Source organism: Pseudomonas sp. LBUM1645 (genome assembly GCF_059716185.1).
Genome location: NZ_CP166811.1, coordinates 1385180 through 1404203 on the forward strand (window position 1 = coordinate 1385180; position 19024 = coordinate 1404203).

Below are 19024 nucleotides of genomic sequence, written 5' to 3' on the forward strand. Positions count from 1 at the left end.
AAATTCGAAGGGCCTGGGCGTTCAATCGCTTCAGGCCCTTCGCCGTTTCTGCACTGAGGACATGACCATGGCCGATCCACTGGACAAAGCAACATCCAAAGCTCCCGTCACATTAGGCGAAGGGTGTTTGAGTCGTTACGACCCGGATGACATGAGCCCAGAAGACGGCACGGAGTTTCCCGGTGCCGCCGAGTTGTGGGAACAGTTGCAGGATGAGTCCGACGATAAACCCGGGGACGCCTGAAAAGATCGCAGCCTCCGGCAGCTCCTACAGGGGAACGCGATCCATGTAGGAGCTGCCGAAGGCTGCGATCTTTTAGGCTTGCTTGAGTTTCAGCAACTTCTTCAGCAGCGGCCGTCCGAGCATCAACAAAAATACCGGACCACCCACCACCAAGTAGAAGTAATAAGTCACCGCCCGCCAGATCAGAATCGCCGCCGCCGCGGTGGACTTCCCCACCATCGGCGCCAGCAGCGCCGCCGACGTCAACTCCGCCGCCCCGGCACCGCCCGGTAACAGGCTGAACTGCCCCGCGCTCAGCGAAAGCATCTGGATCAGAAAGCTCCAGGCCCACTGCAAATCCGCCCCAAGCCCACGCAACGCCAGATACAGCACGCTATAGCGCAAGATCCAATGCAGGCACGTCAGGGCAAACACCGTGATGAGCGTCTGAAAGGGCAGCTTCAGTGTGTCCGTGAACGCCGCCAGAAAGTGCAGGAGTTTTCGCGCCCAGCGCAGGCGCGTGGTGGTTTTGACATTCAGGCGAGCGAGCAACCGACCGCTCAGACGAATCAGCATACGATGGTAGCGGGCGACCACCACGCAACTGAACAACCCGCCGAACATCGAAATGGCGCTGACGGTCAGCAGCCATTCCATGCGTTGGCTGAGGTGCTGGAACAACGCATAAATCAGGATCCCGCTCAGCGCGCAGAGAAAAAACAGCAGATCGCTCAGTTGATCCATGGCAAACACGGCGCTGCCCCGGGCCGGACGCACGCCATTGCGCGCCAACAGCGCCATGATCGTCAGCGGACCGCCGCTGCCGCCCGGTGTGGCGCAATAGGCAAACTCGGCGGCCATCACCACCCCGAGACTTTTCAGCGGGCCCACCTTGTCACGCTGATCCCCTAACAACAGGCGCAAGCGCATCGTGTTCAGCACCCAGCACAGCAGGATCATGCCGAACATGATCAATAACCATGTCAGCGGAAAGCTTCGCAGCCGATACCAGGTTTCGTTACCGCCCAGCAGCGACGGAATCAGCACCGCAGCGAGCAGCGCGACGAGCAGCAGAATCCCGCGACTCATGCGGCGCGACCGATACGGTCGCTTTGCAGCGCCAGCCAGCGTGCCTTGGTCATCGGCACACGTCCCTCGTCGAGCAAGCGCTTGAGGGTTTGCAACCAGTAAGTGCGCGAGAACTCGTGGCGCATATCGACCGGGTGCAGGCCGAGACGAATCACCGGTGCTTGCCGCCAGCGTTGTTCACGTTGATCGCTGACCAGCTTCGACACCCCCCGGCGCCAGGCACTGCGCGCACTCCAGACCAGGCCTGGTGCATCAACTGCTGTGAAGTCCGGTAGACGATACAGATGCTGTGGATCGCTGGTGTAACTGAGGGGTAACTGGCGCAAGGCCTGGCGCGTCCCTTCGCTCATCAACCAGGCCGGGGCGACGAAGCCCTCCAGCGGCCAGTGATAACGGTGGAACACTTCGATGCCGGCGCGCAGGCGGGCGAGGGCGGCGTCTTGAGACAGGCTGTAAAACTCGCCTTCGTGGGTGTAGATCCGGCGCATGAACCAATCTCGTGGTGTGTGGGGGGGCGGCTCTTCATCGCAATGAAAGTAACCGTGCAATGCCAGTTCGTCACCTCGGGCGATACGACGGGTGAGCATACGTCGAAATCCCGGATGCTCCTCCAGATCGTTGTGCTTGTGGAAATTGGGCACCACCAGCCAGGTCATCGGCACTTCGCCCAAGGCGTCGACGGCTTCGACAAAGGGTTGATAATCGGCCCAGGTTTGCGGTGCGACGTCGTGCAGCACGAGTAACAGGCTGGGCCGGTTCATGGGCTCAACCATTGGCCGTCAGCGGCCAGTGGCTGCCGAGCACGGCGTGATAGTGCCCCAGCAGGCTGTTGACCACCGTGTCCCAGGAGTAATGCCGCTCGACATGGCTGCGGGCCTGTTTGCCCAAAACTACGCTGCCCGAACTGAACAGCTCGCGGACCGCGTTGGCCATCGCCAATGGATTATTCGGCGGGCAGAGCAGGCCGCATTGATCGGTGATGATTTCCTGAAAGGACCCGGCTGCCACGGCCACCACCGGAATGCCGCTGGCCATGGCTTCAAGAACCACCAGGCCGAATGTTTCCTGATCGCCGGCATGCAGCAGCGCATCGGCGCTGGCCATCAATCGCGCCACGTGTGCCGCCGTACAGAACTCACCGATCACGGTGACGTTGTCGGGCACTGCGGCGGGCATCGACGAACCTACCAGCAGCAGGTGATAGCGTCGGCCCAGGCGTTTCATGCAGTCGAGCAGCACCGGCAGGTTTTTTTCCTTGGAGCCGCGCCCGGCGAAGATCAGCAAATGAGTGTTTTCATCTATGCCCAATTCGACCCGCAGGCCCGTGTCTCGTGCAGCGGGATTGAAGGTTTGCAAGTCAACGCCCAGCGGTTGCACGAAAACGTTCTTCACCCCCAGTCCGATCAGTTTGTCGGCCATGACCTGGCTGGGCGCCAGAACCCGATCGAAGTTGCCATAGAGCTTGCTGACATAGGCTTCGACGTTGGTGGTGACCCAGTTGCCCATGCGATTGCTGACCAGCAGCGGCAGATCCGAATGATAAAAGCCGATCACCGGGACATCGAGTTGCCGCCGGGCGTCGAGGGCCGCCCAAGCAGTAAGGTAAGGGTCGCCGACCTCGATCAGGTCAGGCTGTAAGTCCTGCAGAACATTGCGCCATGGCGCGAGACGGAGGGGGAAACGATATCCCTTGCCGAAGGGCAGGGCGGGGGCCGGAACCGTGTAAACGCCATCCTGTTCACTCAAGTAAGCCCCAGGGATCAGCAGACTGTGGCGAATGCCCGGCTTGATGCTCAGGCGACGGTGCTTTGCATCCAGATAAGTGCGCACGCCACCGCTGGCAGGGGCGTAGAACATGGTTATGTCAGCGATATGCACGATGAACATCCCTCCGGTCCGTTGGGCTCCCTTGGTTGACCTTTATGAAGGATAGATGTTCGGTTGGGGTTTTGTGGCAGTGTGTCAGTGAGGTTTAGCGATGTTTGATAGACCGCCATCGCGGGCAAGCCATGCTCCTACAGGGTTTAGCGTGAACCTGTAGGAGCCGAGCTTGCTCGCGATGGGGCCGGATCAGGCACTAAATACGGAAACTGCCTACCAACTGTTTAAGGCGCGCCGCCTGCTGCTCAAGATCGGCACACGCCCGCAACGTCGACTGCAGATTCTCCACCCCTTCCTGATTCAGTGTGTTGATCTCGGTAATGTCCACATTGATCGACTCAACCACCGCAGTCTGTTCCTCGGTCGCCGTGGCCACCGACTGGTTCATCCCGTCAATCTCGCCAATACGCAACGTCACGCTGTTCAACCGCTCGCCGGCCAGGTTGGCGATTTCGACGCTGTCCTGACTGTGGCGCTGGCTGTCGCTCATGGTGCTGACGGATTCGCGGGCGCCGACTTGCAGCTCCTCGATCATGGTCTGCACCTGTTGCGCCGATTCTTGAGTGCGGTGCGCCAGGTTGCGCACTTCATCGGCCACCACGGCAAAACCACGTCCGGCTTCACCGGCGCGCGCCGCTTCGATGGCCGCGTTGAGCGCCAGCAAGTTGGTTTGCTGGGAGATGCTGGTGATCACTTCGAGAATCTGCCCGATGTTCACGGTTTTGCTGTTCAGCGATTCGATGTTGGTGCTCGAGGCGCTGAGCATGCTCGACAGCTGATTCATCGCGACAATGCTGCGATCCACCACTTGCTGGCCATCTTCGGCCAGGTTGCGGGCATCGCTGGCCTGACTCGATGCTTGGGCTGCGTTGCGGGCGATTTCCTGAGCGGCGGCGCCGAGCTGATTGATCGCCGCGGCCACGCTGCTGGTGCGCGAAGCCTGTTGGTCGGAGTTGAACATCGACGAGTTCGAGGCGGCCACGACACGCAGGGCCACTTCGTTGACTTGCCCGGTGGCCGACGACACTTCGCGGATCGAACCGTGAATGCGTTCCACGAAGCGGTTGAACGCGGTACCGAGGACACCGAATTCGTCGTTGTTGACGATGGTCAGGCGTTTGGTCAGGTCGCCTTCGCCGTCGGCGATGTCTGCCATGGCGCGGGTCATGACGTGCAGCGGCTGGATCAGGATGCGGATCAGCATGCCCAGCAGAGCGATGATGATGGCTACGGCAATGACCGTCGCAACGACCGCCGAGGCGCGGAATTCGGTGAGCATCGAGAAGGCTTTGTCTTTATCCACCGACAGACCGATGTACCAGTTGACCGATGGCAGGCCTTTGATCGGGGTGAAGGTGACGATGCGGGTTTTGCCGTCGACTTCCACTTCACTGAAGTCGCTGCTGAGGCGCGGGGTATTTTTCGGGTACGCCTCGCTCAGGGATTTCATCACCATGGCTTTTTCCGGGTGGACCAGAATCTTGCCGTCGGCACTCACCAGGAACGCGTAACCCATACCGTCGAAGTCGCGGGCGCTGAGGGTGTCGATCAGGGTTTGCAGGCTCAGGTCGCCGCCCACCACACCCACGCTTTGCCCGGCCTTTTTCGAGGCGGTGGCGATCGAGATGATGGTCTGGCCGGTGGCTGCGTCGATGTAGGGTTCGGTCAGGGTGGCGGTGCTGCTGCTTTCGGCGCCTTTGTACCAAGGGCGAACCCGTGGGTCGAAGCCGTCGGGCATCTTCGCATCCGGGCGGATGGTGAAGTGGCCGGTGGCGTCGCCCAGGTAGGACGCCATGAAGGTCGACGTCAGGGCTTTCTGTTCAAGCAGGCTGGAGACGGTGGCCTGTTCGGGGTTGATGGCGATGTTCTGGGCGAGGTTGTCGATCAGCAGGATACGGCCGGCCAGCCAGGTCTGGATGTTGTTGGCGGTGACGTCTCCCATCTCATTGAGGTAGTTATCCAGGTCTTCGCGAATGGCGTTGCGCTGCAAATAGTCGTTGTACAGCGTGAACGAGGCGAAGGCGGCAATGACGATGAGGGCGGCGGCAAGCAGGATTTTGTGGCTGAAGCGCAGATTTTTGTTCATGGCTCGAGGGGTCCGCTAAGGTCTTATTGTTCGGGGCGCGTTGCTGTTAATGCGCGCAAAATGAGTGCGCAACGGAGCGAGTCGGTAATTCCTGCTCTCCATAGGGGAATGTCGGACCTTGCTTTCAATTGGGTCTCTCGCTTATTTCTATCGGCCGTGAAGGATCAAAGATTAACCATGGGTGACAAAATGCCTGACTCATTGCAACTCGTTATCGGTGCCGATCTCGCCGGGCAGCCCATTGCCCAGGCCATGCGTCTGGCGAACCGTCATGGTTTGGTCGCGGGCGCTACCGGGACGGGCAAAACCGTCACCTTGCAACGGATGGCAGAAGCATTCAGCGATGCCGGCGTGGCGGTGTTCGCCGCCGATATCAAGGGTGACCTGTGTGGTCTGGGCGCCGCCGGCAACCCTCAAGGCAAGATCGCCGAGCGGATCGCCGGGATGCCCTGGTTGAACCACACGCCTCAAGCGTATCCGGTGACCCTGTGGGACATTCACGGTCAGTCCGGTCATCCGTTGCGCACAACCTTGAGCGAAATGGGGCCGTTATTGATTGGCAGCCTGCTGGAGCTGACCGACAGTCAGCAGTCGGCGCTGTACGCCGCGTTCAAGGTGGCGGACCGTGAAGGGCTGTTGCTGCTGGACCTCAAGGACTTGAAGGCACTGCTCAATCACCTGCGTGACAACCCCGAATTGCTCGGTGACGACGCCGCGCTGATGACCACCGGTTCCAGTCAGGCGCTGTTGCGGCGTCTGGCGACCCTGGAACAGCAGGGTGCCGAAGCGCTGTTCGGTGAGCCTGCGCTGCAACTGGAAGACATTCTGCAGCCGACCGCGGAGGGGCGCGGGCGCATTCATTTACTCGATGCCAGCCGTCTGGTGCACGAAGCGCCGAAGGTCTACGCAACGTTCCTGTTGTGGCTGCTGGCCGAACTGTTCGAGCAACTGCCAGAGCGCGGCGATTCGGACAAACCGCTGCTGGCGCTGTTTTTCGACGAAGCGCATTTATTGTTCGCCGGTACGCCAAAGGCTTTGCAGGATCGTCTTGAGCAAGTGGTGCGGTTGATTCGCTCGAAAGGCGTTGGCGTGTATTTCGTCACCCAATCGCCGGGCGACTTGCCGGATGACGTGTTGGCTCAGCTTGGCCTGCGCATTCAGCATGGCTTGCGCGCGTTCACCGCCAAGGAGCAGAAATCCCTGCGAGCAGTGGCCGAAGGCTTCCGGCCGAACCCGGCGTTCGATGCCTTGTCGGTGCTGACCGAGCTTGGGATTGGCGAAGCGCTGGTCGGCACGTTGCAGGACAAGGGCACGCCGGAGATCGTCCAGCGGGTGTTGGTGGCACCGCCGCAATCGCGGATCGGGCCACTGAGCGAGACTGAACGCACAGCGCTGATCTCGGGATCGCCGTTCAAGGGGCGGTATGACAAACCCGTTGATCGCGAATCGGCTTATGAAGTGTTGATGGGGCGCAAAGGGTTGGCGCCAGAGCCTGATGCTGTTCCGGGCAAACCGGCAGCCGAAGAGCCAAGCTTCACCGACAAGGCCGGGGAATTCCTCGGCACCGCGGCGGGGCAGGCACTGAAATCAGCGATGCGCCAGGCGGCCAATCAATTGGGCCGACAGTTGGTACGCGGCTTGATGGGCTCGCTGCTCGGCGGCAGCAAACGCCGCTGAACCCTGTAGGAGCATGGCTTGCCCGCGATGAACGATAACGCGGTGTATCTGTTTCACCGCGGCGCTTCCATCGCGGGCAAGCCATGCTCCTACAGAAATCGGTGATCTCAGGTTTTGGGTTTAGCGTGAGCCGCAAGGCGTTCCAGCGCCGCCCGAAGATTCGGATCGCTGATCCCGTCGGCTGTGGCCTGAATGGTCGCGCCTGCATCAGGCGACAAGCTGATGGTATGGCCGGCCGCCCCTTGCTGAACCGTGGGCGGTTGAACCTTGAACAGAATCCGCGTCAAACTGGCGAATTCGTCGAACATCTGTAGTTGCCGTTGCAGACGCTTTTGCTGATAACGCAGGCGGGTTGCCCAATGACCGTCGGTCACTATCAGCAACAAACTGCCTTCGCGCCACGACGCCACATGGCAATGCTCGCGGGCGGCGGGCTGCAATTGGCTTTCCAGCAGACGTTGTAAATGACCCAGGCGTTGAGCGTGGCCGAAGATGGCTTTCAGCGGTTTGGCTTCGCGAAGCAGGACGGCGGGTGCTCTGGCCGTAAGAGGGCGAAATGCCATGATCAGACACCTGAAGTAACAGAGCCGCCATGGTAGCAGAAAGCACCGGATGCACCCGAGCCATTGCTTTGCGAGCGCTTTACCCATTAAATCAACAAGTAACTTCTGCCGTGAATGGCTTGAAGTTGAGCAAAAAGCCCTTATTTTAAGTGAGCCCCGTCACAGCGCTGTGCCAGCATCGTGGAATAACGCCACTTTCCTCACCATCGTTTCCGGGTAGAATGCTCGTTCGCATGCGGCCATGAGGGCTGCTCGGGCGACTCACGGGGCCGCCCTCCATCCCTTTAGTGTGGAAGATCCTGCCGATATGTTTGCGCCTTTGTTAAAGAAACTTTTTGGAAGCAAGAACGAGCGTGAAGTCAAACGCATGCTCAAGACGGTGCAACTCGTCAATGCCTTCGAAGAGCAAATGGTGGCCCTTTCGGACGATCAATTGCGTGCCAAGACAGATGAGTTCAAGGCCCGCATCGCCAAAGGGGAAACCCTCGACAAGCTGCTGCCAGAAGCCTTTGCGGTCGCCCGCGAAGCCGGTAAGCGCGTCATGGGTATGCGCCACTTCGACGTCCAGCTGATCGGCGGCATGACCTTGCATGAAGGCCAGATCGCGGAAATGCGTACCGGTGAAGGCAAGACCCTGGTGGCAACACTGGGCGTTTACCTCAACGCGCTGTCCGGCAAGGGCGTGCACGTTGTGACGGTGAACGACTACCTGGCCCGTCGTGACGCCAACTGGATGCGTCCGCTCTACGAATTCCTCGGAATGTCGGTCGGTGTTGTCACGCCGTTCCAGCCGCCGGAAGAGAAACGTCTGGCTTACGCTGCCGACATTACCTACGGCACCAACAACGAATTCGGTTTCGACTACCTGCGCGACAACATGGCGTTCAGCATGGAAGAAAAATTCCAGCGTGAACTCAATTTTGCCGTGATCGACGAAGTCGACTCCATCCTCATCGACGAAGCCCGTACCCCGCTGATCATTTCCGGTCAGGCCGAGGACAGCTCCAAGCTGTACATCGAGATCAACAAACTGATCCCGCAGCTTGAGTTGCACATCGAAGAAGTGGAAGGCGAAGTCACCAAGGCCGGCCATTACACCGTCGACGAGAAGACCCGTCAGGTCGAGCTCAACGAAGCCGGTCACCAGTTCATCGAAGACATGCTGACCCGCGTTGGCCTGCTGGCTGAAGGCGAGAGCCTGTACTCGGCGCACAACCTTGGTCTGCTGACTCACGTTTATGCCGGTCTGCGCGCTCATAAACTGTTCAATCGCAACATCGAATACATCGTGCAGGATGGCCAGGTCGTTCTGGTCGACGAACACACCGGTCGTACCATGCCGGGTCGCCGTCTGTCCGAAGGCCTGCACCAGGCTATCGAAGCCAAGGAAAACCTGAACATTCAGGCCGAAAGCCAGACCCTGGCCTCGACCACGTTCCAGAACTACTTCCGTCTGTACAACAAGCTGTCCGGCATGACCGGTACCGCTGACACCGAAGCGTTCGAATTCCACCAAATCTACGGTCTGTCGGTGATGGTTATCCCGCCGAACAAACCGCTGGCGCGTAAAGACTACAACGACCTGGTGTTCCTGACCGCCGAAGAGAAATACGCGGCGATCATCAACGACATCAAGGAGTGCATGACCCAGGGCCGTCCGGTGCTGGTGGGTACTGCAACCATCGAAACTTCCGAGCACATGTCTGCGCTGCTGCTGAAGGAAGGCATCGAACACAAGGTTCTGAACGCCAAGTTCCACGAAAAAGAAGCCGAGATCATTGCCCAGGCCGGTCGCCCAGGCGCACTGACCATCGCCACCAACATGGCCGGTCGTGGTACCGACATCCTGTTGGGCGGTAACTGGGAAGTGGAAGTGGCAACCCTGGAAGACCCGACCCCTGAGCAGATTGCCCAGATCAAGGCCGACTGGCAGAAACGTCACCAGCAAGTGCTCGAGTCGGGCGGTTTGCAGGTGATTGCTTCCGAGCGTCACGAATCGCGCCGTATCGACAACCAGCTGCGTGGTCGTGCCGGTCGTCAGGGTGACGCTGGTTCCAGCCGTTTCTACCTGTCGCTGGAAGACAGCCTGATGCGCATCTTCGCCTCTGATCGGGTGAAGAACTTCATGAAGGCCCTGGGCATGCAGCCTGGCGAGGCGATCGAGCACCGCATGGTGACCAACGCCATCGAGAAGGCTCAGCGCAAGGTTGAAGGCCGCAACTTCGATATTCGTAAGCAACTGCTCGAGTTCGACGACGTCAACAACGAACAACGTAAAGTGATCTATCACATGCGTAACAGTTTGTTGGCCGCCGACAACATCGGTGAAACCATCGCCGACTTCCGTCAGGACGTGCTCAACGCAACCGTCAGCGCACACATTCCACCGCAATCGCTGCCTGAGCAGTGGGACGTGGCCGGTCTGGAAGCGGCGTTGCAGAGCGACTTCGGTGTGGCGCTGCCGATCCAGAAATGGCTCGACGAAGACGATCACCTGTACGAAGAAACCCTGCGCGAGAAGCTCATGGCCGAGCTGCTGGCCGCGTACAACGAGAAAGAAGAGCAGGCGAGCGCCGAAGCGCTGCGCACCTTCGAGAAGCAAATCGTTCTGCGTGTGCTCGACGACCTGTGGAAAGACCACCTGTCGACCATGGATCACCTGCGTCACGGCATCCACTTGCGTGGTTATGCGCAGAAGAACCCGAAGCAAGAGTACAAGCGCGAGTCCTACACGCTGTTCTCCGAGCTACTGGATTCGATCAAGCGCGACTCGATCCGTGTGCTGTCCCACGTTCAGGTTCGCCGCGAAGATCCGATCGAAGAAGAACAACGCCTGCGTCAGGAAGCCGAAGCACTGGCTGCACGCATGCAGTTCCAGCACGACGAAGCACCGGGGCTTGAGCAACCGGAACTGCTGGGTGAAGAGGTCGATGTCGCCCTTGCCACCGCGCCGGTACGCAATGAACAGAAGCTGGGCCGTAACGAACTTTGCTACTGCGGTTCGGGCAAGAAGTTCAAGCATTGCCACGGGCAGATTCAGTAAAACCCGTTTCATACGCTGAAATACCCGCGCCGCGACCGGCTTATGCCGTCGCGGCGTTTTGCCATTTAAACCACCGTTCTTCCTGAAAGCGGTGCTGACATCATTTATTAAGGAGCGCATTCATGGCTGTTGGTCTTGGTCCTTTGCCAACGTTGCACCCGGTTGCCGGTTTTGAACTCGGTATCGCCTCGGCTGGCATCAAGCGCCCGGGGCGCAAGGATGTTGTGGTCATGCGCTGTGCCGAAGGTTCCACGGTCGCTGGCGTCTTCACCCTGAACGCCTTTTGCGCGGCTCCCGTGATCCTGGCCAAGCAGCGTGTGCAAGGTCCGGTGCGTTACCTGTTGACCAATACCGGCAATGCCAACGCCGGGACTGGCGAACCAGGCCTTGCCGCCGCCGAACGCACGTGCGCCAAGCTGGCTGAGCTGACCGGCGTCGACGCCAGCCTGGTGCTGCCGTACTCCACCGGTGTCATCGGCGAGCCGCTGCCGGTCGAGAAAATAGAAGGGGCTCTGCAAGCCGCCCTCGACGACCTGTCGGTCAACAACTGGGAAGCTGCCGCCACCGGCATCATGACCACCGACACCTTGCCAAAAGGTGCCAGCCGCCAGTTCCAGCATGACGGCGTGACCATCACCGTTACCGGTATCAGCAAAGGCGCGGGCATGATCCGCCCGAACATGGCGACCATGCTCGGCTACATCGCCACCGACGCCAAAGTCTCCCGCGACGTGCTGCAAAACCTGCTGCTGGACGGCGCCAACAAGTCGTTCAACCGCATCACCATCGACGGCGACACCTCGACCAACGACTGCTGCATGCTGATCGCCACCGGTCAGGCTGCACTGCCGGAAATCACTGAAGCCAGCGGTGATTTGTTCGCCAAGCTGAAACAGGCCGTGTTCGAAGTGTGCATGGACGTGGCCCAGGCCATCGTTCGTGACGGCGAAGGCGCGACCAAGTTTGTGACCGTTGAAGTCAACGGCGGCGGCAATCACCAGGAATGTCTGGACGTCGGTTACACCGTGGCTCACTCGCCGCTGATCAAGACCGCACTGTTCGCCTCCGACCCGAACTGGGGCCGCATTCTGGCTGCCGTGGGCCGTGCCGGCGTACCGAATCTGGACGTGAGCAAGATCGACGTGTTCCTCGGTGATGTGTGCATCGCCAGCCGTGGCGCTCGAGCATCGACCTACACCGAAGCCCAGGGCGCGGCCGTGATGCAGCAGGAAGAAATCACGATCCGTATCGAACTGGGTCGCGGTGATTGCAGCGAAACCATCTGGACCACCGACCTGTCCCACGAATACGTGAAAATCAACGCCGAATACCGCACTTAAGACCGAGTCGCTGCAATCGCGAGCAAGCTCGCTCCCACATTAGATTTGTGTACACCTCGAACCAATGTGGGAGCGAGCTTGCTCGCGATGACGGTCTGTCAGTCACTACTTAGACTGGCTTGTTTCCTCCATCAAAAGGTCCCGAACATGAGCCTTCACCTGATCATCGGCGACAAACTGATTTCCTCCTGGTCCCTGCGCGGCGCGTTGGCCCTCGACCTGGCTGGCGCCCCTTACACCGAAGAACTGATCAAGCTGAACCAGCCGGATACGCGTGAGCGTCTGCTCAAGCACTCGCCGACCGCGAAAGTCCCGCTGTTGAAAACCGAACACGGCACCATCGCCGATTCCCTGGCGATTGCCGAGTATCTGGCAGAGCAGTTCCCCGACTCCGGCCTCTGGCCCAAAGACACCGCCGCCCGCGCCCAGGCCCGTTCGGCCTGCGCGCAGATGCACAGCGGTTTCTTCGCCATGCGCGGCAATATGCCATTCGACCTGAGCCACGACGCTGCGCTGTCGCCGGCACCGGCTGACGTTCAGGCCGACATTGAGCGTATGTTGGCGTTGTGGGCCGAGTGCCGCGCCGCCGCCACCGAAACCGGTCCGTTCCTGTTCGGCGGCGCGACCCTGGCCGATGCCTTCTTCGCACCGATCGCCGTGCGCCTGCGCACTTATCAGGTGAGGCTGCCCGCGGCGGACGCGGCCTACGTCGAAACCATCTACCAATGGCCGGCCTTCAAGGCTTGGCGGAAGGCGGGTCTGGAGGAGGTCGGGCAGTGAAGCGAGTACACGTAGCCGCCGCTGTCATCCGCGATGGCAGTGGCAAGGTCCTCATTGCCCGCCGTGCCGACACCCAGCATCAGGGCGGCCTTTGGGAATTCCCCGGTGGCAAGGTCGAGGCCGACGAATCCGTCGAAACCGCCCTGGCTCGCGAGCTCCATGAAGAGTTGGGCATCGTGGTTAACGCGGCACGGCCGCTGATCAAGGTCCGGCACGATTACCCGGACAAGCAAGTGCTGCTGGACGTTTGGGAAGTGTCGGCCTTTACCGGCGAACCGCACGGCGCCGAAGGCCAGCCGTTGGAATGGGTCGCGCCCCGGGATCTGCTGAACTACGAATTCCCGGCGGCCAACCAGCCGATCGTTGCGGCTGCACGGTTACCGGCGCAGTACCTGATTACCCCGGAAGACCTGGAAACCCCGGCCTTGCTGCGCGGTATCCAGAAAGCCATTGCCGGCGGCATTAAGCTGATCCAGTTGCGGGCGCCCAACGGCTACGATCCGAAGTACCGCGATCTGGCGGTGGACGCGGCGGGGCTGTGTGCTGGCAAGGCGCAGTTGATGATCAAGGGACCGTTCGAATGGCTGGGAGATTTCCCGTCCGCCGGTTGGCACATCACCTCCGCGCAACTGCGCAAGTACGCGGCGGCTGGGCGCCCGTTACCGGCGTCGCGCTGGCTGGCGGCGTCCTGCCATAACGCTGAAGAGCTGGCGTTGGCCGAGCAGATGGGTGTGGATTTTGTGACCCTGTCGCCGGTGAAGCCGACCCTGACTCATCCGGGGGCTGAGCCACTGGGTTGGGAACAGGCTTCAGCGTTGATCGAAGGTTTCAGCAAACCGGTGTTCTTGCTCGGTGGTGTTGGCCCGGTGGATCTTCAGAAAGCCTGGGAATCGGGTGCACAGGGTGTGGCGGGGATACGGGCGTTTTGGCCTGGGGCCTGATTCTGCGGTGAGTTTACTGGCCTCATCGCGAGCAAGCTCGCTCCCACATTTGACCGAGTTCTTCCAGACGGACCGTGATCAATGTGGGAGCGAGCTTGCTCCGGGCGGCGTTCCGACGATGGCGTCCTGACAGGCGCCGACTAAACCCCAGGTTTGGCCGCCGGCTGCCAAAGAATCTCGGCAATCCCCTGCCGCTTGGCAATCAACCGCGCCACCACAAACAACAAGTCCGACAACCGATTGATATACGCCAACCCAACCCCGGCCAACGGTTCGACGGCATTCAAATGCTGACACCGTCGCTCGGCACTACGCGCCAGGCTTCTGCACACATGAGCCTGGGCAATCAACGCCGAACCACCCGGCAGAATGAAATTCTCCAGTGGCCCCAGTTCTTCATTCCACACATCGATCGCCGCTTCCAGACGTTCAACTTCTGCCGTGTTCAGTGCCTGATACACCGGCATCGCCAACTCGCCGCCCAGATCAAACAACCGATGCTGGCAGGGCGCCAAAACCTCGATCACCTCGTTCAATCCTGGGTAGGTGCCACTTTCCGCCGCCAACCCGGCCAATAGCACACCCACCTGACTGTTCAGCGTATCGACCTCGCCAATGGCTTCGATCCGCGGATGGTCCTTGGGCACGCGGCGGCCGTCGCCCAGCCCGGTTTCGCCTTTGTCGCCGGTGCGGGTGTAAATCTTCGACAAGCGAAAGCCCATGGTTACCTCGATAGCTGATTGAGTTCTTGAGAGACGAGCGGGGTGCCCGCCAAGGGCAGGCGCAAGGTGAAACACGTGCCTTGGCCCAGGGTCGATTGCACTTCCATCTGACCCTTGTGGTTGTTGGTAATGATGAAATACGAGACCGACAGGCCAAGGCCGGTGCCCTGACCGATTTCCTTGGTGGTGAAGAACGGCTCGAAAGTGCGTTTGCGCACGTTCTCGCTCATGCCGATGCCGTTGTCCTCAACCTGGATTTCCGCCCACGGCGGGTTCAGCTTGGTGCGCAGAATGATCCGTCCCGGCTCGCGGTCGTCTTCACGTTGGTGAATCGCCTGAGCGGCGTTTTTCAACAGATTGAGCAGCACTTGCTCCAGTTCGTTCGCAGTGCCGGGCACCGGGCCCAACGCTGGATCGAACTGGCGAATGATCGCCTGGCCCTTGAAGTCGAAACCGATCGCCAGGTCGAAGTCGTTGCCGGCAATTTCTACCGCCTGATCGATCAGCGCCGGCAAGTCGCACGGGGCCATTTGCCGGGTACTGCGGCGGCTGAAACTGAGCATGTGCGTGACAATCTTTGCCGCCCGGGCGCCAGCTTGTTGAATGCCGTCGAGCAACTGCGGCACTTCGCGCGCTTGCAGGTATTTGTTGACCGTTTCCAGCGCGATCCCGGTTTGCTCGGCTTGTTCGAGGTTCTTCGGCAGATCAGGCGAAAGGCGTCGGCGAATGTTCTGCACGTTGTGCAGGATCGCGCCTAACGGGTTGTTGATTTCGTGGGCCATGCCCGCGGCAAGGCCACCGACCGAGAGCATTTTTTCCGACTGCACCATCATTTCTTCCAGCGACAGGCGCTGAGTGATGTCGTCGATCCGGATCACCACACCACGCCCGGCACCGCCCATCAGCGGGTAGAACGTCAGCGCGTAGTGCTTGGGTTCTTCGTCCTTGAGCCACGTCACCCGTTCAATCTTGGCCACTGTGTGCTGCTCGACGGTTTGCTTGAGTTGCGGCAGAAACGGTTTGAGCGGTTCGAAGGCAAGGAAGATCGGCTGATTCAAGGCTTCGTCGAGGCGCGTGCCGGAGAGGGCGCTGGCCTCCTGGTTCCACTGCGTCACGTAGAGTTGTTCATCAAGGGCGATCAGCGCCGATGGCATGGAATCGATGATGCTGTTGAGGTAGTTCTGGAAACCGGTGAGCTTCTTCTCGATCTTGCTGCGCACCTGAACTTCGAGTTCCAGTTTGCGATTGGTATGACGGGTTTCTTCGGCCAGGCCCTGAGCCTGGTCATACGCGGCCTGGGAATCGTCCCGGGCCCGTTTGAGTTGCTGCTCCCGGGCTTCGATCCGCGAGAGCATGGTGTTGAAGGCTTCGGCGAGGCTGCCGATTTCGTCATGGTTGCCGCGGGAGGCACGCAGGGCGTAGTTCTCTTCCCGGGTCACTTGCCGGGACAACTCTTCCAACTGATGAATTGGCCGGGTGATCAGGCGTTTGATCTGCCGGGCGATCACCAGCCACAACAGCACACTGAAAATCAGAATTCCGAGGCTGGCGGTCAGGGTGCCGGTGTAAAACGCCATCGGCAGTTCGCTGCTGGCGACCAGTAACAGGTGGCCGGGCGCGGTGCCGGGGCGGGGCAGGGTGATGATTTGATTGCTGCGAAACTCGGTGGCTTGCCAGGATTCAATGTGCCGGTAACGCGTTGGCAGGCTCAGATTTTCGCCATGTTGCAACTGCGCCAGACGCTCGCCCTTGCCGTCATAAAGAGCCGCCGCGCGCAACGGTGAATAGCTGTTGAGTTCGTTGAGCAGGCGTTCGGCGCTTTGCGGTGACTGCAAGGCTTCGGACACCAGGCTGGGGTTGGACACCAGGCGGCCGATGGTCTGCAAGGCCTGAGGTGCCATGCTTTCCTGGGATATGTAGTACGCGGCGCTGATAAAGGTCAGGTTGGCGACCAGCAGGACGGTGGTCAACAGCACCAGCAGGGCGGCCAGCAATTTCTGGCCGACCGGAAGGTTTTCAAGGCGCTGGCGCAATGGCATCAGGTTCATCGCTGAAAAGGAACAAGTGGCCAGCGTAGCCGCTGCTCAGTCGCTGGGCAATCCAAGGCTGTGCAGATGGGTGATCAACCTTTGCTCAAGTTGATTGAGGTGTGGCAGGTTCAACTGATGCCTCGCGGCGACTTTGCAGGCATGACCCAATAGATAGCTGATCTCGGTCCGGCGCTGGTTCGCGACGTCCTGGTACATCGACGAGTAGTTGGCGGCGGTCGCGTGAATCACCCGTTCGACTTCTTGTTGAAGGTCCTCGGCCGCTGCCGGTTGACCGCACCGCTCAAGCAACTCGGTCAATTCGCCGCAAAGGGTAGCGACTTCGCAGTGGTGTTCCTGTAAACCGCCATTACGGCAATCGTGTAGCACGGTCAGCGGATTGATCGCACAGTTGAGCGCCAGTTTTCGCCACAGCCGGGTCAGAATGTCGGTGCTCCACTCGTGGGGAATACCGGCGGCGCTCACGTCATCCAGCCAGATCGGCGCCACGGGATGCCCGGCATCCCCCAGCCAGGTGTAACCGTGGCCGGCGAATACCACGCGCCAGTCGCCATCGCGAAAGGCACCTTCGGTGCTCGACGCACAAATGCAGCGAGCCTGCGGCACCTGCGTGGCGACGGCGTCCTGGCTGCCAAGACCGTTCTGCAACAGGATCAGCTCGGCGTCGGGGGCCAGGCGCGGCGCCAGTTGGGCCACGGCTTTCTCGGCATCGTAGGCTTTACAGGCCACCAGCAGGCGGTTGATTGGTTCATTGTTGTCGGGTGTCTCGGCTGGCACCGGATAGCACTGCGCTTTACCGTGTTCGACCAGCGTCAACCCACCCGCTGCTTCATACGACTGCAAGCGTGCAGCGTCCCGCACGATCAGCTTGACCGGCACGCCGGCCCGCGCCAGTCGAGTGGCCCATAAGGTGCCAAGGCTGCCGGCGCCCAGAACATGCCAGGTGGTGGACATCAGCTTTTTGCTCTGTTTATCGCGCGCATGGGAGGCTCGCAGTGAATGATGGGAAAGACCCGTTATAATCAGCGCGGATTTTAACCGCAAGCCAGGCGTGCTCCATCGTGATCGAGCATGCCCTTTTATTGGAGAGATTACATGCCGTCGTTCGACGTGGTATCCGAACTGGACAAACACGAAGTCACCAACGCGGTCGAAAACGCCGTCAAGGAACTCGATCGCCGTTATGACCTGAAAGGCAAAGGCACCTTCGAGTTCAAGGAAAAGGACCTGACCGTCAACCTGACCGCTGAAGCCGATTTCCAGCTCGAAGCGATGATTGAGATCCTCAAGCTGGCCCTGGTCAAGCGCAAAATCGACGTGCAGTGCCTTGAAGTCAAGGATGCCTATGCGTCGGGCAAGCTGATGAAGCAGGAAGCGGTCCTCAAGGAAGGCATCGACAAAGAGCTGGCGAAGAAAATCGTCGCTCATGTCAAAGACGCCAAGCTCAAGGTTCAGGCCGCCATTCAAGGCGAGCAAGTGCGCATTACCGGCAAGAAGCGTGACGATTTGCAGGAAGCCATCGCGGCCCTGCGCGCCAAGACTTTCGATATGCCGCTGCAGTTCAACAACTTCCGCGACTGACCTTTCAGGCGGGACCTGTGGGAGCGAGCTTGCTCGCGATGAGGGCGTATCAGTCGACATCACTGTTGAATGACACACCGCAATCGCGAGCAAGCTCGCTCCCACAGGGATTGTGTTTATTCCGGCGGGTCTTTTTCTGCCGCTTATTTTCGCGTGCCGGATGGCCGGAAATCAGGAGAATGTAGATGGATTTGAATACTGAAGTGGACAACCTGGTCAAGGCGTCTCAAGCCTGGATTCCGATGATCATGGAATACGGCAGCCGCGTGCTGCTGGCGCTGATCACCCTGGCCATCGGCTGGTGGCTGATCAACAAGGTCACGCAAAAGCTCGGTGGCCTGCTGGCGCTGCGTAACGCCGACCTCGCGCTGCAAGGCTTCATCAGCAGCTTGGGAAACATCATTCTCAAGGTTCTGCTGATTGTCAGCGTAGCGTCGATGATTGGTGTCGAAACCACTTCCTTCGTCGCGGCCATTGGTGCGGCAGGTCTGGCCATCGGTCTGGCCTTGCAGGGCAGCCTGGCGAACTTCGCCGGTGGTGTGCTGATTCTGTTGTTCCGCCCGTTCCGCATTGGTGACTGGATCGAAGCCCAAGGTGTTGCCGGCACTGTCGACAGCATCCAGATCTTCCACACCGTACTGCGTACCGGCGATAACAAAACCATCATCGTGCCTAACGGCAACCTGTCGAACGGCATCATCACCAACACGAACCGTCAACCGACGCGTAAAGTTGTGTTTGACGTGGGTGTTGATTACGAAGCGGACTTGCAGAAGGCCCGTCATGTTTTGCTGGACCTGGCCAAAGATGAGCGTGTTTTGGCTGATCCGGCACCTCAGGCAGTGATTTCTACTCTGGGCGACAGTTCGATTACTGTTTCCCTGCGAGTCTGGGTGAAGACTGCGGATTATTGGGACGTGATGTTCATGTTCAACGAACAGTCCCGTGATCGATTGAAAACGGCCGGTATCGATATTCCGTTTCCACAGCGGGTGATTCGAGTGGTTCAGGAATCTGCGGTGCAGTAAGTAACAAACAGGCAACAAAAAA

The 19024-nt window shown here is 59.9% G+C and carries 15 protein-coding genes and 1 pseudogene; 7 read left to right on the forward strand and 9 right to left on the reverse strand.

The features are described from left to right. Positions 1–316: 316 nt before the first annotated feature. From gpgF to ACA079_RS06015, 5 genes and pseudogenes are all read right to left on the reverse strand, one after another. The gene (gene gpgF / locus ACA079_RS05995) at positions 317–1312 is read right to left on the reverse strand and encodes a glucosaminyl phosphatidylglycerol flippase (protein WP_497702895.1); all 996 of its coding nucleotides are present in this window, start codon (positions 1310–1312) and stop codon (positions 317–319) included. Continuing rightward, on the reverse strand, positions 1309–2085 hold the full coding sequence (gpgD, locus tag ACA079_RS06000; protein ID WP_497702896.1) for an N-acetylglucosaminyl phosphatidylglycerol deacetylase: 777 nt from the start codon (positions 2083–2085) through the stop codon (positions 1309–1311). Before gpgD ends, gpgF begins: the two co-directional genes overlap by 4 nt. Further along, positions 2078–3199: an N-acetylglucosaminyl phosphatidylglycerol synthase gene (gpgS, locus tag ACA079_RS06005; RefSeq protein ID WP_497702897.1), complete on the reverse strand. Its 1122-nt coding sequence runs from the start codon at positions 3197–3199 to the stop codon at positions 2078–2080. The genes gpgD and gpgS overlap by 8 nt, the downstream gene beginning before the upstream one ends. Positions 3200–3389: 190 nt before the next feature. Then, a complete protein-coding gene (locus ACA079_RS06010) occupies positions 3390–4154 on the reverse strand; it encodes a methyl-accepting chemotaxis protein (RefSeq protein WP_497704285.1) in 765 nt (254 codons plus the stop codon). Positions 4155–4247: 93 nt separating this feature from the next. Continuing rightward, positions 4248–5279 (reverse strand): annotated as a pseudogene (locus tag ACA079_RS06015) (HAMP domain-containing protein); the annotation flags it as partial. Positions 5280–5468: 189 nt separating this feature from the next. Between ACA079_RS06015 and ACA079_RS06020 the strand changes: the two are divergent. Then, entirely contained in the window at positions 5469–6956 is a 1488-nt protein-coding gene (locus tag ACA079_RS06020) for a helicase HerA-like domain-containing protein (protein ID WP_497702898.1), read from the forward strand. Between the two features lie 107 nt (positions 6957–7063). On the opposite strand, the gene ACA079_RS06025 is transcribed toward ACA079_RS06020, so the two are convergent. After that, on the reverse strand, positions 7064–7519 hold the full coding sequence (locus tag ACA079_RS06025) for a DUF721 domain-containing protein (protein ID WP_497702899.1): 456 nt from the start codon (positions 7517–7519) through the stop codon (positions 7064–7066). A 307-nt stretch (positions 7520–7826) separates the two neighbouring features. Here ACA079_RS06025 and secA point away from each other — a divergent pair, with 307 nt between their 5' ends. The 4 genes from secA to ACA079_RS06045 all read left to right on the forward strand — a co-directional run bounded on the left by secA (position 7827) and on the right by ACA079_RS06045 (position 13623). After that, entirely contained in the window at positions 7827–10562 is a 2736-nt protein-coding gene (gene secA, locus ACA079_RS06030; protein WP_497702900.1) for a preprotein translocase subunit SecA, read from the forward strand. A gap of 122 nt (positions 10563–10684) precedes the next feature. Continuing rightward, a complete protein-coding gene (gene argJ, locus ACA079_RS06035; protein WP_123367875.1) occupies positions 10685–11902 on the forward strand; it encodes a bifunctional glutamate N-acetyltransferase/amino-acid acetyltransferase ArgJ in 1218 nt (405 codons plus the stop codon). Between the two features lie 147 nt (positions 11903–12049). Beyond that, a complete protein-coding gene (locus tag ACA079_RS06040; RefSeq protein ID WP_497702901.1) occupies positions 12050–12682 on the forward strand; it encodes a glutathione S-transferase family protein in 633 nt (210 codons plus the stop codon). Further along, on the forward strand, positions 12679–13623 hold the full coding sequence (locus ACA079_RS06045; protein WP_497702902.1) for a Nudix family hydrolase: 945 nt from the start codon (positions 12679–12681) through the stop codon (positions 13621–13623). The genes ACA079_RS06040 and ACA079_RS06045 overlap by 4 nt, the downstream gene beginning before the upstream one ends. Positions 13624–13763: 140 nt before the next feature. Here ACA079_RS06045 and ACA079_RS06050 read toward each other — a convergent pair whose 3' ends face one another. From ACA079_RS06050 to ACA079_RS06060, 3 genes are read right to left on the reverse strand one after another with little or no spacing between them, the layout of a single operon-like run. After that, positions 13764–14345, reverse strand: a complete 582-nt coding sequence (locus ACA079_RS06050) for a cob(I)yrinic acid a,c-diamide adenosyltransferase (RefSeq protein WP_462004307.1) — start codon at positions 14343–14345, stop codon at positions 13764–13766. Between the two features lie 2 nt (positions 14346–14347). Next, positions 14348–16384: a sensor histidine kinase gene (locus ACA079_RS06055; protein ID WP_497702903.1), complete on the reverse strand. Its 2037-nt coding sequence runs from the start codon at positions 16382–16384 to the stop codon at positions 14348–14350. A gap of 45 nt (positions 16385–16429) precedes the next feature. Next, entirely contained in the window at positions 16430–17347 is a 918-nt protein-coding gene (locus ACA079_RS06060) for a putative 2-dehydropantoate 2-reductase (protein WP_497702904.1), read from the reverse strand. 141 nt (positions 17348–17488) lie between these two features. Here ACA079_RS06060 and ACA079_RS06065 point away from each other — a divergent pair, with 141 nt between their 5' ends. Both ACA079_RS06065 and ACA079_RS06070 read left to right on the forward strand, forming a co-directional pair. Next, positions 17489–17974: a YajQ family cyclic di-GMP-binding protein gene (locus ACA079_RS06065; protein ID WP_007906601.1), complete on the forward strand. Its 486-nt coding sequence runs from the start codon at positions 17489–17491 to the stop codon at positions 17972–17974. A gap of 185 nt (positions 17975–18159) precedes the next feature. Next, a complete protein-coding gene (locus ACA079_RS06070; RefSeq protein WP_497702905.1) occupies positions 18160–19002 on the forward strand; it encodes a mechanosensitive ion channel family protein in 843 nt (280 codons plus the stop codon). Positions 19003–19024: the final 22 nt, after the last annotated feature.